Source organism: Qipengyuania mesophila, assembly GCF_019711655.1.
Taxonomy (GTDB): domain Bacteria; phylum Pseudomonadota; class Alphaproteobacteria; order Sphingomonadales; family Sphingomonadaceae; genus Qipengyuania; species Qipengyuania mesophila.
The window spans coordinates 101,291-115,598 of the sequence record NZ_JAIGNU010000002.1 but is presented as its reverse complement, the minus strand read 5'-3'; the positions used below and the strand labels follow the sequence as shown (position 1 = coordinate 115,598).

At 66.4% G+C, this 14,308-nt stretch carries 19 protein-coding genes; 5 read left to right on the top strand and 14 right to left on the bottom strand.

What is annotated here, in order from left to right; translation table 11 throughout:
• Window positions 1-4: 4 nt before the first annotated feature.
• From K3181_RS10265 to K3181_RS10255, 3 genes are all read right to left on the bottom strand, one after another.
• Entirely contained in the window at window positions 5-445 is a 441-nt protein-coding gene (locus K3181_RS10265; RefSeq protein WP_221603024.1) for a VOC family protein, read from the bottom strand.
• The gene (locus K3181_RS10260) at window positions 442-1,077 is read right to left on the bottom strand and encodes a TetR/AcrR family transcriptional regulator (RefSeq protein WP_221603023.1); all 636 of its coding nucleotides are present in this window, start codon (window positions 1,075-1,077) and stop codon (window positions 442-444) included. Before K3181_RS10260 ends, K3181_RS10265 begins: the two co-directional genes overlap by 4 nt.
• A gap of 76 nt (window positions 1,078-1,153) precedes the next feature.
• Window positions 1,154-2,002, bottom strand: coding sequence for an oxygenase MpaB family protein (locus tag K3181_RS10255; RefSeq protein WP_221603022.1), 849 nt, complete (start codon window positions 2,000-2,002; stop codon window positions 1,154-1,156).
• Window positions 2,003-2,110: 108 nt separating this feature from the next.
• Between K3181_RS10255 and cobS the strand changes: the two genes are divergently transcribed.
• Together cobS and K3181_RS10245 are read left to right on the top strand one after the other, a co-directional pair.
• Window positions 2,111-3,106, top strand: a complete 996-nt coding sequence (gene cobS / locus K3181_RS10250) for a cobaltochelatase subunit CobS (protein ID WP_221603021.1) — start codon at window positions 2,111-2,113, stop codon at window positions 3,104-3,106.
• Window positions 3,107-3,166: 60 nt separating this feature from the next.
• Window positions 3,167-5,356, top strand: coding sequence for a transglycosylase domain-containing protein (locus tag K3181_RS10245; RefSeq protein ID WP_221603020.1), 2,190 nt, complete (start codon window positions 3,167-3,169; stop codon window positions 5,354-5,356).
• Here K3181_RS10245 and K3181_RS10240 read toward each other — a convergent pair.
• Both K3181_RS10240 and K3181_RS10235 read right to left on the bottom strand, forming a co-directional pair.
• The gene (locus tag K3181_RS10240) at window positions 5,353-5,766 is read right to left on the bottom strand and encodes a PaaI family thioesterase (protein WP_221603019.1); all 414 of its coding nucleotides are present in this window, start codon (window positions 5,764-5,766) and stop codon (window positions 5,353-5,355) included. The genes K3181_RS10245 and K3181_RS10240 overlap by 4 nt on opposite strands.
• Before the next feature lies 1 nt (window position 5,767).
• A complete protein-coding gene (locus K3181_RS10235) occupies window positions 5,768-6,214 on the bottom strand; it encodes a PaaI family thioesterase (protein ID WP_221603018.1) in 447 nt (148 codons plus the stop codon).
• A 134-nt stretch (window positions 6,215-6,348) separates the two neighbouring features.
• Between K3181_RS10235 and K3181_RS10230 the strand changes: the two genes are divergently transcribed.
• The 3 genes from K3181_RS10230 to K3181_RS10220 are packed head-to-tail and all read left to right on the top strand — an operon-like array spanning window position 6,349 to window position 8,380.
• Window positions 6,349-6,501 carry a hypothetical protein gene (locus K3181_RS10230; protein ID WP_221603017.1) on the top strand — a complete coding sequence of 51 codons (153 nt, stop codon included), beginning with the start codon at window positions 6,349-6,351 and terminating at the stop codon, window positions 6,499-6,501.
• Between the two features lie 14 nt (window positions 6,502-6,515).
• Window positions 6,516-7,496: a hypothetical protein gene (locus tag K3181_RS10225; RefSeq protein WP_221603016.1), complete on the top strand. Its 981-nt coding sequence runs from the start codon at window positions 6,516-6,518 to the stop codon at window positions 7,494-7,496.
• Entirely contained in the window at window positions 7,484-8,380 is an 897-nt protein-coding gene (locus K3181_RS10220; RefSeq protein WP_221603015.1) for a transposase, read from the top strand. Before K3181_RS10225 ends, K3181_RS10220 begins: the two co-directional genes overlap by 13 nt.
• Here K3181_RS10220 and K3181_RS10215 read toward each other — a convergent pair.
• Genes K3181_RS10215 through pyrE form a run of 9 tightly spaced genes read right to left on the bottom strand, consistent with a single transcriptional unit; the run spans window position 8,371 to window position 14,269 of the window.
• Complete coding sequence (locus tag K3181_RS10215) at window positions 8,371-8,532, bottom strand: hypothetical protein (protein WP_221603014.1); 162 nt, start codon at window positions 8,530-8,532, stop codon at window positions 8,371-8,373. The two genes, K3181_RS10220 and K3181_RS10215, sit on opposite strands and share 10 nt — an antisense overlap.
• 11 nt (window positions 8,533-8,543) lie before the next feature.
• Window positions 8,544-9,032, bottom strand: coding sequence for a Holliday junction resolvase RuvX (ruvX, locus tag K3181_RS10210; RefSeq protein WP_221603013.1), 489 nt, complete (start codon window positions 9,030-9,032; stop codon window positions 8,544-8,546).
• The gene (locus K3181_RS10205; RefSeq protein WP_221603012.1) at window positions 9,008-10,252 is read right to left on the bottom strand and encodes a DUF3089 domain-containing protein; all 1,245 of its coding nucleotides are present in this window, start codon (window positions 10,250-10,252) and stop codon (window positions 9,008-9,010) included. Before K3181_RS10205 ends, ruvX begins: the two co-directional genes overlap by 25 nt.
• Window positions 10,242-11,354, bottom strand: coding sequence for an AI-2E family transporter (locus K3181_RS10200; RefSeq protein ID WP_221603011.1), 1,113 nt, complete (start codon window positions 11,352-11,354; stop codon window positions 10,242-10,244). Before K3181_RS10200 ends, K3181_RS10205 begins: the two co-directional genes overlap by 11 nt.
• A 22-nt stretch (window positions 11,355-11,376) precedes the next feature.
• Window positions 11,377-12,294, bottom strand: a complete 918-nt coding sequence (gene lepB, locus K3181_RS10195; protein ID WP_221603010.1) for a signal peptidase I — start codon at window positions 12,292-12,294, stop codon at window positions 11,377-11,379.
• The gene (gene acpS / locus K3181_RS10190) at window positions 12,252-12,653 is read right to left on the bottom strand and encodes a holo-ACP synthase (protein ID WP_221603009.1); all 402 of its coding nucleotides are present in this window, start codon (window positions 12,651-12,653) and stop codon (window positions 12,252-12,254) included. Before acpS ends, lepB begins: the two co-directional genes overlap by 43 nt.
• 4 nt (window positions 12,654-12,657) lie before the next feature.
• The gene (locus K3181_RS10185; RefSeq protein WP_221603008.1) at window positions 12,658-12,954 is read right to left on the bottom strand and encodes a hypothetical protein; all 297 of its coding nucleotides are present in this window, start codon (window positions 12,952-12,954) and stop codon (window positions 12,658-12,660) included.
• Window positions 12,951-13,691: a pyridoxine 5'-phosphate synthase gene (locus tag K3181_RS10180; protein ID WP_221603007.1), complete on the bottom strand. Its 741-nt coding sequence runs from the start codon at window positions 13,689-13,691 to the stop codon at window positions 12,951-12,953. The genes K3181_RS10185 and K3181_RS10180 overlap by 4 nt, the downstream gene beginning before the upstream one ends.
• Window positions 13,688-14,269: an orotate phosphoribosyltransferase gene (gene pyrE, locus K3181_RS10175; protein WP_221603006.1), complete on the bottom strand. Its 582-nt coding sequence runs from the start codon at window positions 14,267-14,269 to the stop codon at window positions 13,688-13,690. Before pyrE ends, K3181_RS10180 begins: the two co-directional genes overlap by 4 nt.
• Window positions 14,270-14,308 lie beyond the last annotated feature (39 nt).

Here is a 14,308-nt window from a genome sequence, read left to right as displayed (position 1 = left end):
CGGCCTATTCCGCCGCCGCTTCCATGAAGGCCTCGGGACCCTTCTCGACTGCGACCGGGTCCATCCACATGACTTCCCAATTGTGGCCGTCGGGGTCTTCGAAGCTGCGGCCGTACATGAAGCCGTAGTCCTGCGGCGGATCGCAATCGGTATTGCCGCCCGCCTCGGCGACATCGGCGATGATGGCGTCGACAGCCTCGCGGCTCTCGCGGCTGAGGCACAGCATCATCTGCGCGGACTTCTTCGCATCGGGAATCGCCTTGCTGGTGAATCCCTTCCACTTGTCATGCGTCAGCAGCATGACGTGGATCGCCTCGCTCAGCATCATGCCGGCGGCGGTTTCGTCGGTGAACTTGGGTTCGTTGGTGAAGCCGATCGCCTCGTAGAAGGCCTTCGAGCGGGCGAGATCGGCCACCGGCAGGTTCACGAAGATCATCTGGCTCATTGGACCGTTTCCTTTTCGAACAGCAGCGAAATGTAGTGCTTGAGATGGATCAGGCTGTCGCGCGCCATGGCGGCTGCGGCATCGTCGCTGTCCTGCGTCTTCGCGAGGATGAAGGCGCCCTGGATCACCACCTGCATGTGCAGCGACAGGCTCCTGGCGTCCGCCTCGACGCCGTATGTTTCGATCGCTTCGGCGAAATCGGCGACGAACAGGTCGGCATTGCCGAGGATGCTGTCGCGGCAGGCGGCACGGATCGGCTCGCTGGTCCGGAAGCTCTCCTGGATCATCGTGCCCGCGACGCAGCTGAACCCCTCGGTCGGCCCGCCGATGAGCGCGAGGCGGAGGTCGAGATAGCCGAGGATGCGCTCGACCGGATCCTCGATCTGCCGGAACGGCGCATCGGTGAAGAAGCCCGAGGTCGACCGGCTCCAATATGCGGCAAGCTCCGCGCCCAGCGCTTCCTTCGATTCGAAATGATGGAAGAACGCGCCCTTGGTTACGCCCGCCTCGGCGCACAATTCGCCGACCGACGTGGCGGCGAAGCCCTGCGTGCGGATCAGCTTCACGCCCGCCTCGAGCAGGCGATCGCGCGCATTCTGTGGGGCGGGGCGGAAGGGTCGATTCGGTATCACGAGAGGCGGCATACCAACCGGTCGGTATGTAGACAAGGCGGATGCGGCGAAGGGTGCGGGCGCGCCGTCGAAACGATCAGTTCTGGCGAAAGGCCCAGCGCAGCGTCTTGCCCATGCCCCAGGTCGCCGCACGCGCCGGAATGCCCGTCAGGCCGGGGCGTTCGAGGCCGAGCATCGGGCGGGCGAAGGACGGCAGCAGCGCGACAGCTTCCGCCCCGAGCAGGGTCTGCACCGCTGGCGGTGCGCCTGCCGGGCGCTGGTTGAGGACGAGGTTGGCAATCTCGCGCGCTGCCGGAGAACCCGACAGGTCGCGGCGCAACTCGTGGAAAATCGCCTCGGCTTCGCTGCGATCGGTCGGGATGGGGTCAGCGCCGAGCGCATGGGCGATGGTGGCGAACTGGCGGTAATATTCGTCCTGCTCGCTGCCCGGCATTTCGGGTCGCACATGGCGCAGATAGGCGGCGAGGAAGCTGGTCGCTTCGGCGACGTGGACCCAGGCGAGGACGCGCGGATCGGAGGCCGAGTAGGGCGTGCCGTCGGGCAATACTCCGCCGACGGCGGCGTGGATCCGGTTGACCCGCGCGATCGCTTGCTGCGCGTCGTCCCTATGGCCGAAGGTCGTGACCGCGATGAACCGCGCGGTGCGGCGCAGGCGCCCGTGCATGTCGCTGCGGAAATTCGAATGGTCGAGCACGCCCTGCAGCGCATGGGGGTGGAGCATCTGTAGCAGCAGGCCGCGGATCCCGCCGACCATCATCGCCACGATATCGGCATGGACCATGCGGATCGGGCTGTCGCGTTCGAACAGCGCCTCGTCGGAGGGAGGGACGGGCTGCTGTCCGTTCTGGACGTCGTTGAACACGCCGCGCACCCGCTCGACGAGCTTGCGGCGAAAGCGTTCGGACAGCGGCGTCGGCGGCAGCATCGGTGCCGACTATGCGACCGCGCGAACGGCGAGTCGAGCCGGGCTTGACCGGCCCAGCGATTTCGTTGCTTGCAGCTACCTATCCATCCGTCTAACCCGCCAGACGCGATGAACGATATGACCGACAAGACCTTCGACGCTTCCGCCAAAACCGTGCTTCCCGCGCCCGACACCACCGTCGACGTGCGCGAGACTTTCGGGATCGATATCGACTGGCAGGTGCCCGCCTTCAGCAAGCCGGACGAACGCACCCCCGATCTCGACGAGGCCTATGTCTTCGACCCGGACACCACGCTCGCGATCCTCGCGGGCTTTGCCCACAATCGCCGCGTCATGGTGCAGGGCTATCACGGCACCGGCAAGTCGACGCATATCGAACAGGTCGCCGCGCGTCTCAACTGGCCCTGCGTGCGGATCAACCTCGATGCGCATATCAGCCGTATCGACCTCGTCGGGCGCGACGCGATCGTGCTGCGCGACGGGTTGCAGGTCACCGAATTCCGCGAAGGCCTGCTGCCGTGGGCGCTGCAGCACCCGGTGGCGCTGGTGTTCGACGAATACGACGCCGGCCGCCCCGACGTTATGTTCGTGATCCAGCGCGTTCTCGAACAGCAGGGCAAGCTGACCCTGCTCGACCAGAACCGCGTGATCCGGCCCGATGCCGGCTTCCGCCTCTTCGCCACCGCCAACACGGTCGGCCTCGGCGATACGAGCGGGCTCTATCACGGGACGCAGCAGATCAACCAGGGCCAGATGGACCGCTGGAACATCGTCGTTGGCCTCAACTACCTGCCCGCCGAAACCGAGCAGAAGATCGTCGAGGCGAAGAACCCCGACATCGATCCCAAGATTCTCGCCGACATGATCAAGGTCGCCGACCTTTCGCGCCAGGGCTTCATCAATGGCGACATCAGCACGGTGATGAGTCCGCGAACGGTGATCACCTGGGCGCAGAACTACGCCATCTTCAAGGATGTCGGCTTCGCCTTCCGCCTCAGCTTCCTCAACAAGTGCGACGAGGAAGAACGCATGCTGGTGGCCGAATACTACCAGCGCGTGTTCGGCGAAGACCTGCCCGAGAGCGTGGTCGGCAAAGCCTCGTAAAGCAGGGATCATCGGACGTCCCCTATGCATAGCTGTGTTGTTCCGTTAACACAGTAGGCAATGGGCGTTTTCGATTCCTTCCGGCGCAAGAGCGAACCGCAGGCGGACTTCCCCGCGCATCGCGGCTATTACGCGACGCACGAGGCGCTCGACTACGACGATTGGGACGACCGTCTCGACCGGCTCGACACCGCGCTGGAGGCCGAGGAGCGCAAGCGCCTGCGCTTCTGGCAGCGCGAATACTGGCGCGGACGGCGCAAGCGCTGGTGGGCGGTCCGCCTGGTCGCGGGCGTGCTCGGCCTGTTCATGGCGCTGTTCGCCTGGCTGGCGATCACCGCGCCGCTCTCGAAATCGCTCGAGCCCATCGCCGCACCGCAGATCACCCTGCTTGCCGCCGACGGCACGCCGATCGCACGCAACGGCGCGATCACCGACGAACCGGTCGAGGTGGCGAAGCTTCCGCCGCATGTGGTCGAGGCCTTCCTCGCAACCGAGGACCGGCGCTTCTACTCGCACTGGGGCGTCGATCCGCGCGGCATCGCCCGCGCCGCGTTCACCGGCACGGGCGGGGGCAGCACGATCACCCAGCAGCTCGCCAAGTTCACCTTCCTTACGCCCGAGCGGACGCTGACGCGAAAGGCGCGCGAGGCGCTGATCGCCTTCTGGCTGGAGGCCTGGCTGACCAAGGACGAGATCCTCAGCCGCTATCTCTCGAACGCCTATTTCGGCGACAACGTCTACGGCCTGCGCGCTGCGAGCCTGCACTATTTCTACCGCAAGCCCGAGAACCTCAAACCCAACCAGGCAGCCATGCTCGCGGGGCTGCTGCAGGCGCCCAGCGCCTATGCCCCGACACAGCATTACGACCGGGCGAGCAAGCGCATGGCGATCGTGATCCAGTCGATGGTCGCCGCGGGCTACCTGACCGAGGCCGAGGCGCGCGCGATGAGGCCGCCTGCGCTCGACGTGCGCACGCGCAACGATCTGCCGACCGGAACCTATTTCGCGGACTGGGCGCTGCCCGAGGCGCGCGACCAGACAGAGGCGGGCTATGCCAGGCAGACGCTGACCACCACGCTCGATGCCCGCCTGCAGAACATCGCCCGCCAGGTGACGCAGGGCGCGCCGCTGGGCGGGGCGCAGGTCGCGCTCGTCGCCATGCGGCGCAATGGCGAGGTGGTGGCGATGATCGGCGGCAAGGATTACGCGCAATCGCCCTTCAACCGCGCGACGCAGGCGCGCCGCCAGCCGGGTTCGACCTTCAAGCTGTTCGTCTATCTCGCGGCGCTGCGCGCCGGGTGGAGCCCCGACGACCTGATCGCCAATACCGAAATCACCGAAGGCAGCTATCGCCCCAAGAATTCGGGCGGGCGCTATTCGGAGAGCCTCACGCTCGAGCAAGCCTTCGCGCGATCGAGCAATGTTGCCGCGGTCCGCCTGCTCGGCGAAGTCGGGAGCGACAAGGTCATCGCCACCGCGCGCGATCTCGGCGTCACCTCGCCGCTCGCCGAGGGCGACCCGAGCCTGGCGCTGGGCACTTCGACCATGTCGCTGCTCGAACTGACCTCGGCCTATGCCGCGGTGGCCGCCAACGAATACCCGATCGAGCCGCACGCCTTCGCCAGGCCCGAGCGCGGCTTCTTCGAGAATCTGTGGGACGGGCCCTCGAGCTTCTCCTCCTCGACCCAGCGGTCCATGGAGAGGATGCTGCGTTCGGCGATCAACAACGGCACCGGTCGTGCGGCCATGCTGCGCGGCCCGAATTTCGGCAAGACCGGCACGACGCAGGACAATCGCGATGCGCTCTTCGTCGGCTATGCGGGCGACCTGGTGGTCGGCGTGTGGATCGGCAATGACGACAACTCGCCGCTCAAGGGCGCGATCAGCGGGGGCGGGATGCCTGCGCGGATCTGGCGCGACTTCATGAACCGCGCGATGAACGTGAAAGCCGCGCCGAGCCGTCCCGAGCCGCGCGAGCAGGACGATCCGGGCGGCCCGATCGAGCCGCTCGACGTACCCGACCTCGAGGACATCCCGCTGGGCGACGGCAATTCGCGCCTCCGCATCCGCGACGGCGAGGCGGTGCTTTCGACCGAGATCGACGGTGTGCCGCTCGACATTTCCATCGGTGACGGGGGTGTGGTGGTCGACCAGGCGGCGATCGAGGAGGCCCGCCGGCGCGCTGACGAACGGCGGGCGGAAGCGCGCAATCGCCGCGAGGAGGCCGCGGCGCAGGAGCCGCGCAACTAGCCTTCCGGCTCGGCCATGAAGACGTTCATCACCGCGGTGGCGATCGGACGGCTGCGGTCGTCCTGCCACGCTTCGACGGTGATGTTGGCGCTGCGCCTGCCGAGCTTGGTGATCCGCCCCTGCGCATAGCTCGTGCGGCTCTTGCCCGCGGCGAGATATTGCACGGTGATGTTGATCGGCTTGAGCATCGCGGCGCGATCCTGGCGCGCGAGCTCGGCGCGCAGCGCTGCATAGCCCGCGGTCTCGAGCAACCCGCCGGTTGCCCCTCCGTGATAATGGTCGGGCCGGCCCTCGACCGTCTCGTCGAACGGTACCGAAAGGGTTGGCGTGCCATCCTCCCAGCGGTCGAGCGTGATGCCGAGCGAACGGGCGTAGGGGGTGAGTGCGTCGATTTCGGGATGGTCCGCCATCTCAGAGCCTCGCCGTGGGTGCGATCTTCATGAAGACCGCCTGGATGTGCGCCACCGGATCGTCGGCGTCGCCATCATGCGCCAGGCCGCGGACGAAGGCGGCGCTGCGGGTGACGCGATAGCATTGCGAGCGGCCGAACACGCTCGCGCCCTCGCGCGCGGGGCGGACGTAATCGACCCGCAGGTCGAGCGTGGCGATGGCGGTGAATTCGTCCATCGCGCGCCAGATCGCCATGCCGCTCGCCATGTCCATCAGGCTGAGGATCGGGCCCGAGGCGAGCACGCGCTGGCCTTCCTCCCCGAGCAAATCCTCGCGCCAGGGAAGCTCGAGTTCGACCCAGTCGTCGCCATGGTCGGAATATTTCAATCCCAGCCAGCCCGAATGCCCGCGCCCGGTGAAGAAGGACGTCGCCTTTGCGGGGTCGAATTTGCGCTCCTGCTCGCTCATCGCGGGCTGCGATAGCCGCGCGGCCGCAGACCTTACAATCCTTTAAATACTTCTTCTTGCCACGCTCGGTCAGCCTGGATCGCGGCAGACGGGAACAGGGGGTTCGACGGATGCTGGGGATAGAGGAGGAGTTGATGGATTTTCCCAAGATCGACCTGGGCAGCCTGCCCGAGCTCGAGGCGGCGACGGGCCTGTTCGGCAGTCTGTCGGCGGGCGGGTCGGACGACACGATCGTGGCGATCATGGTCTATGTCTACGACCATTCGCTGATCGACATGTTGCTCTGACCCGCGGGCGGACGATGCAGATCGATCCGCAGATCGGTGCGCTGCGCGGCGACCATGCCGCGCAGCGCGTCATGCGCGAGGCGGTGGTCGAGGTGGTGCGACAATGCCGGGACGATCCTGCTTTGGCGCCTGTCCTGACCGACCTCGAAGCCTATGGGGCCGGAGCTTTTCTCTCCGACTGCACACATCTCGCGACGCTGTTCGCAGCAGAGGGGAATCCGCGAAGGGCGATTGAACCATTTGTGCGCCGTCTGGTGGGCTTGCAGCGCGCTTATCCCCTGGCGCAACTCGCCTTTCGCCACCAGTCGGGATCCGGATTTCACTACCTGCAGATTGCCCGGAAGGGGCGCGCGACGCTGGGTTTCGCTCTTTACGATCGAGGGGCGCCGAGCTTCGAAGCGACAAGCGCAACCTTCCCCGATGCCGAGCGACACGACGTCGTACTGGCCGGTGCAGGCGAGTTCGGCCTGCTCGAAATCGCCAGCGAAAACGGTGCGGATGCGACGATTGTCGAGCGTCGTCAGCAGGTTGGCGAGGGTCGCGTGATTGCCCTGTGCGGCCCCGCCCAATCGCATATCCTGCGCGCGGTGCGCGGGCGATTGCTGATCCTGTGCCTGATCCGGTTCGCCGAGGCGCCGCGGCCGACCCGCCGCTTCGCGCTCCCGTCCGGCAATTTGCTCCATCGCGCCAGCGGCGACCGACGCGAGAGCCAGCACGAATTGATGATGGCGCTGCTCGGCCGCATGGGGCGCTCCGATGCCGTGCCGGTGCTCGCCGATCTCGCCCTGGACGGTGCAGGCGGCAGCGAGCATTTCCGGTGGCAGGCCCTGCGCGAATGCCTCGCGCTCGACACTGCCGCGGGATTCCGCGTGCTGTCGAGCATTGCCAAGGACCCTGCCGATGCGTTGTCCGGCCCCGCGCGGAATCTGCGCGCGGGGCTGGTCGAAACGCACCCACGACTCGCGAATCTAGAGCCTGAGCCATGCCTCGCGTGATCGCCAATACGCAGGCGGGCACCGCCAGTCTCGCAGAGACGATCGACGCGCTCGCGCAAGGCTTCGACCCGCGCGACGAGGCCAGCACGCTGGAGGCCGCCGCGGCGCTCGAACGGCTGGCCAACAACCGCCATTTTCTCGGCGATCTGCTGGTCGCGCAATTGCGGGAGCGGCATCGCGACGCCTTCGAGGACAGCGCCTACGGCCCGCAGGCGATCGTGCTCTCGCCGCTGCGGGGCGGCTGTTTTCTGCGCGCCAATATCTGGCCCAGCGAGGAAGAGAGCTGCTTTCGCTCCAGCGGCGCGCGCAGCTTCGTCTACGGGATCCCGCACGATCACAATTTCGACTTTCTCACCGCGGGCTATTTCGGACCCGGCTACCGCAGCGACTATTACGAGATCGACTACGAGGCGATCGCCGGCTTCTCGGGCGAGGAGGTTCCGCTGCGCTTCGCCGAGCGCAGCGCGCTCCATGAAGGCAAGCTCATGCACTATCGCGCGCATGTCGATGTCCACGCGCAGCTTCCGCCGGTGACCACGTCAGTTTCGCTCAACGTCATGCGGGTCGATGCGGGGCAGGACTGGTTCGACCAATACGGCTTTGATCTCGAGCGCTCGGCTGTGGCGCGAATCCTCAATCCCTCCGCCAGCGAGACCTTCCTGCGCTGCGCGGTGGCGCTGGGCGATGCCGAGGCGCTCGATCTTGCCGAATGCTTCGGCCGGACGCACCCCAGCGCCCGGATGCGGCTGGCCAGTTTCGAGGCGCGCAGCGGACTGCTCGACTGCGACGCGGACCGCGATGGCCTGTGGCGCGAGGCGGAGCGGGCCGGGAGCCTCATGCTGGCCGGGGAAGCGCGTCTGCGCCGCGCCGCGATTCAGCCGTAGAGAATTACGAAGAGGCCGAAGCCGAGCAGCAGGAAGATCGCGGCGAGCAGCGCCAGCGCGCGCGACAGCGAGCGTTCACGATGCGCCAGCCCGGTATCGGGATCGGACCCTTCGCCCAAGGCGAGGTGCCGGAGAGCATCGATCAGCCGCATGGCGGCTGCGACTATAGCCCGCCGCCCGCCAACGCGTCTATCGCGCCCTGCAGAATTACCGCCGCAGCATGGCTGTCGATCTTGTCCGCGCGTTTCGCCCGGCTCATGTCCTGCCCGATCATCGCCGATTCGGCGCTCGAGGTCGACCAGCGTTCGTCCCACAGCAGTACCGGCAGATCGAGCGATTGGGCGAGGTTGCGGGCGTAGGCGCGACTCGCTTGCGCGCGCGGCCCTTCGCTCCCGTCCATGTTGCGCGGCAGGCCGATCACCACGCCCTTGATCGAACGCTCGGCAACGATGGCGCGCAAGGCCCCGCAATCCTTGGTGAACTTGCTGCGCGCGATGGTCTTGCCGGCCGTTGCATAACGCCATCCGGCATCGCAGGTGGCGACACCGATCGTCTTGGTGCCGAGGTCGAGCCCGAGCAGCGCGCCGCCATCGGGCAGCACATCGCCGTAGGCTAGCGCATTGTCGGTTACGATGCGTGTGCCGCCGTCCATGCCTTCACTCGAGCGATGACGTCCTCCTGCAGGTTCTTCCAGAACAGCGGAATGTCGTAGACGTGATAGTTGCCATCAGGAAGGACTCCGGGGCCCAGTTCCGGCGGATCCCCGATCCGCAGCAGGCCGCGCGCATCGCAGCGGGCCGGCACCGCCTTCGCCACAAGCTCTGCAGTGGCGAGGTTCTTGCTCGGGAGCAGCGTGCCGAGGTTGGCGGAAGCCTCCGCCGAACCGCCGCTCACGCCGGTCAGCGGATTGACGCAAACGATCGGATCGTCTTCGCCGCGCGGTTCGCCGTCCAATCCCGGCGTTGCGGCGTAGCGGCGCAGTAACTGACCTGCATCCCCATCGTCGGCGAAGCTCGCATAGGCGACGAGGCATGCGGCCTGGTTCGGTGCGGCGCAGGCGGGCACGGGCAAGGCGGGCAAATCGTGCTCGACCGAGATCGGCCAGCCCGGCGCATACACGGCAGCGATGCGCGCCTCGATCGGCGTTCCGGCCACCTTCTCGCGCAGCAGCCGCAGGATATGGGTCGATCCCTGGCTATGGCCTGCGAGGACGATCGGCTTGTCAGGACCAACGCTCGAAAGGAAATATTCGAAGGCCTGCGCGACGTCGGCATAGGCGGCATCGATCGCCATGGTCGCCTCGGGCTTGTCGGTCAGGAAGGCACCGACCGCGGCTTGGCGGTACTTGGGCGCCCACAGCTCGTCGGCCCGGTTGAAGGGGCTGGCAAGGCCGCGCAGGAACACCGCGGCGAGGCGGTCTGTATCGGCATCGTTCAGTGCTGCATTCCAGTCGCCCAGCGCGCCCTTGGTGTAGCTGGTCGGGGGAACGAAGAAGACGGCGAACTTCGGCAGCGCGTCAGGCTCGGCCGCTTCGCCGGCGCGCGAGCCGAGGGTTGCGGTAGGAGCGGGTGCATCGAGGCTTTGCTCGGCAGCCGGAGCCTCGGGCGAAGCGTCCTGCTCAGCCGGGTCGGGTGCACTCTCGGCGATCGCGGGCTGGTAGCGCGCAGGATCGCTCGGCCCGATGCCGGGGCGCGAGTACCACATCGCAGGATCCTGATAGGCGTTTGCCGCGAGCGGTTCCTGCTCGACGAACTCGCCGCGCGGAACGAAGGCGATCTCGGTCAACTCGCGCGACCAGATCGACAGGGCGATTGCTCCCGCGATGCCCAGCACGATGCAGACCGCGATGAAGTAGAGGAACTTACGCGCCATGGCCGACCGCTTCTCCCGAAGTGTTTTCATCCGCCTGTTCGGCCCGGCGTTCGAGCGCGACCTTGATCATTGCCAGCAGCGGATCGGCAAGAAACAGGCCGAGGATGCCGAACAATATGCCCATGATCAGCTGGAAGGCGAGCACCAGCGCCGGGGCCAGATCCACGGTCTTCTTGGCGATCATGGGGATGACGATATAGCCGTCGAAGTTCTGGACGAAGAAATAGACGAAGATGGTGTAGATCCCCATCTCGACCCCGCCCGAAAATCCGACCAGCACCATCAGCGCACCCGAGATGATCGCGCCGAGATTGGGGACAAAGGCGAGCAGGCCGGTGAGGATTGCAAGCAGGGCGGCCATGGGCACCACGCCGATGCCGATCAGCGGGGCGACCACCGCCAGCATGAGATAGGTGAACAGCGCTTCGACCACCATGCCGAGCAGGCGGCCGGCCATCAGCCGTCGCATGGTCTGGCCCATGCGCGCGGTCGTGACGTAAAACCGGTCGCGCTGTTCACGCGGTAGCATCCAGGCGACCCCGCGCTCGTAGAGCTGTGGGTCAACTGCTACATAGATGCCGATCACTACGATGAGCAGCATCGTCGCCGCGCTGCCCAGAATCCCTCCGAGCGCCTTGGTGACGGTGCTGATCCCGCTGCCGATATTGCCGAGGTAATTCTGCAGTTGCGACTGGTCGATCTGGAAGCCCTGGGCACGGGCCCAGGCGAACAGCTCGCCAAGCTGGCGCTCGACGATGGCGGGGAACTGGGCGGCTTCCTGCGAGATCGTCGAACCGGCGAAATAGCCGAGCCAGAGCATGAAGGAGACCGTTGCGGCGAGGACGATGGCGACGCGCCAGCTGCGCCTGATCGAGAGCGCGCGGCCCAGCAGGCGCGCGCCGCCATCGATCATCGAGGCGAAAACCATCGCTCCGAAGATCACCAGCAGCGGGCGTGCGATCCACACCGCCAGCGCGACCGTGCCGACGACCGCGACCCACACGATTGCACGCGATATTTCATGGCGGATGCGCGGGTTGTTGATCCGCGAAGGGCTGGTGCCGAGATCCTGGTTGGTGCTGCCCTGTGTCTCTTCGGCCATGCGCGTCCCCTGTTTCAGAGCCCTAGCGCTCGGGAGCGGCTTTTCGTTCCGCGATGGCAGGGCGCAGGGTCGACCACGCCCGTCCCTCGCGCAGGCTGGTCCACCAGCTGATCGGGTTCAGCGTGGTCGTGCCGTCGAGCGAGAAGGTGATGAATTCGGCCCGTCCGCCGATGTTCTCGAGCGGTACGGGACCGAGCAGGCCGCGCGAATTGTTGAGTTCTCGGCTGTCGGCGGAATGGTCGCGATTGTCGCCCATGACGAAGACGGCATCGTCGGGCACGGTGATTTCGGGGAAGTTGTCGAGTTCCTGGTTTTGATGGTCGATCACCAGATAGGTCGCACCATTGGGCAGCGTTTCGCGCAACACCGGCACGCGGCAGACGCGCTTGCCGGCGGCAGTTTCCGCACGGAAATCGTCGAAACCGAAGCCGTCGCAGCGCGAATTGGCATCGAGCGGCAGGTCGAGCGCGGGTTCGACCTTCTGTTCGACCGGCGTGCCGTTGAGGATGATCTGGCCATTGCGGACCGCGAGTCGGTCGCCCGGAAGAGCTACGACGCGCTTGATGTAATCCTCGTCCTTCTCGGGATGCACGGGGATGACGATGTCGCCATATTCGGGGGTTCCGCCGAATAGTCTCCATTGCCCGCGCGGGGCGAGATGGAAGCTGATCGAGCTCCAGTTCCAGCCATAGGGATACTTGCTGACGATCAACCTGTCGCCGACCAGCAGGTTGGGCATCATCGATTCCGACGGGATGTAGAATGGCTTGGCGACGAAGCTGTGAAAGGCGAAGACCGCCAGCAGCATCAGCGCAAGGCCGCGGATTTCCGCGATCCAGTCGACCTTCTTGTCGGATTCGGTTTCAGGGGACTTGTTCAATGCCGTGGCGCCGCTGGTCACTTGGGTAGGGCCTCGATGATGACGTAGGCCTGGGCCCATGGATGATCGTCGGTGAGGGTAAGATGAATGCGCGCCTCATGGCCTTGCGGCACCATTTCCGCAAGTACGATCGCCGCCCCGCCGGTCAACGCCAGCGTCGGTGCACCCGAGCGGGCATTGACCACGCCGATGTCCTTCATGAACACGCCGCGGCGAAAGCCGGTGCCGACCGCCTTGGAGAAGGCTTCCTTCGCGGCGAAGCGCTTGGCGTAGGTGCCGGCGATGGTGAAGGGGCGGCGTCGCGCCTTGGCGCGTTCGATATCGGTGAAGACGCGGTTTTCGAACCGCTCGCCGAAGCGGTCGAGCGAATTCTGGATGCGCTCGATATTGCAGAGGTCGGAGCCGAGGCCGATGATCATGATGCTACTTCCATGCCAGCAAGACGAAGGCGATCGTAATCGACCAGAAACCGACGGCATGCGACGCGGCGCGCTTTGTCGCCGTGACGATCGCACCGCTCGCCATCTCCCCCTTCGCCACGCTCAGGCCGACGATCTGCACCCCGCACGCCACGATGGCGAGGGGCAGCGCCCAGGCAGGAGCAATGCCGAAGAAGAACACGGCGTAGAAGGTCACGAGAAGCCAGTAGGCCAGGGGCACGACAGCCGCGATGAAGGCGATCCGGTAGGCCCAGATGCTCGCTTGGGTAGCTTCGGTCATCGCGCCTCGTCCATCAGCTGGCGCATCCGGCGGACCGCCGCCTCGAGCCCGACGAACACCGCCTCGCCGACGAGATAGTGGCCGATATTGAGCTCGGCGAGCTCGGGTATGGCGGCGATCGGCTTGACGTTGTCATAGGTGAGGCCGTGGCCGGCGTGCGGCTCGATCCCCATCTCCCGCGCCAACCTGGACATGGCCGCAATACGGTCGAGCTCCTTCGCCTCGCGATCCCTGTCGCCATCGAGTCCGGCGTGGGCATATTCGCCCGTGTGGAATTCGACCACCGGAGCGCGCAGGCGCTCGGCGGCCTCGAGTTGCCGCTCGCTGGCCTCGATGAACAGCGAGACGCGGATGCCGTTGTCGGCAAGTCTCCAGACGATCGGGGCGAGCTGGTTGTGGAGGCCGGCGGCATCGAGCCCGCCCTCGGTGGTGCGTTCCTCGCGCTTTTCGGGGACGATGCAGGCGGCGTGCGGCTGGTGGGCTAGGGCGATCGCGAGCATCTCCTCGGTCGCGGCCATTTCGAGATTCAGCGGCAGGTCGGTCGCCGCCCGGATGCGCTTGAGGTCGTCGTCGCGGATGTGTCGGCGGTCTTCGCGCAGATGCGCGGTGATCCCGTCGCCACCGACCGCTGCGACGATTTCCGCCGCGCGCACCGGGTCGGGATGATCGCCGCCGCGCGCGTTCCTGATCGTCGCGACGTGGTCGATATTGACCCCGAGGCGAAGGCGCTCGCTCAAGCGGCGCGGCTCCCCGGCTTGGTCACCGGGACGGCGGCCAGCTCGGCGGGCAATTCGTCCTCGGCGTAGGTCCGGAAGTTGATGTCGACCAGCGGGAAGAAGGGTACGCCGAGGTCGGCCTCGCCATTCGAGCGGTCGACCAGCGCGACTTCCGCGATCACCTCGCCGCCCTCGCGCCCGACGGCCTCGATCGCTTCGCGGCTGGAGAGGCCGGTGGTGACGACGTCCTCGACCATCAGCACCTTGGCACCCGGTTCCAGCCGGAAGCCGCGCCGCAGGTGGAAGGTCCCCTCGGGTCGTTCGAGGAACATCGCGTCCTTGCCCAGAGCACGGCCCAATTCCTGGCCGATGATGATCCCGCCCATCGCCGGGCTGACGACCACCTCGATCTGGCTGCGGATGTCGCGCGGGATCTTCTGGGCGAGCGCGAAGGCGAGGCGCCCGGCACGCTCCGGGTTCATCAACACGCGCGCGCATTGCAAATAGTGGCCGCTGTGGCGCCCGCTCGAGAGCTTGAAGTGGCCTTCGAGCAGCGCTTCGCTGGCCCGGAACTCGTGGAGGATTTCATCGTCGGTCATGGTCCGTGCGTCCAAAGCGCCTCGCGCGCATTTGCGCAA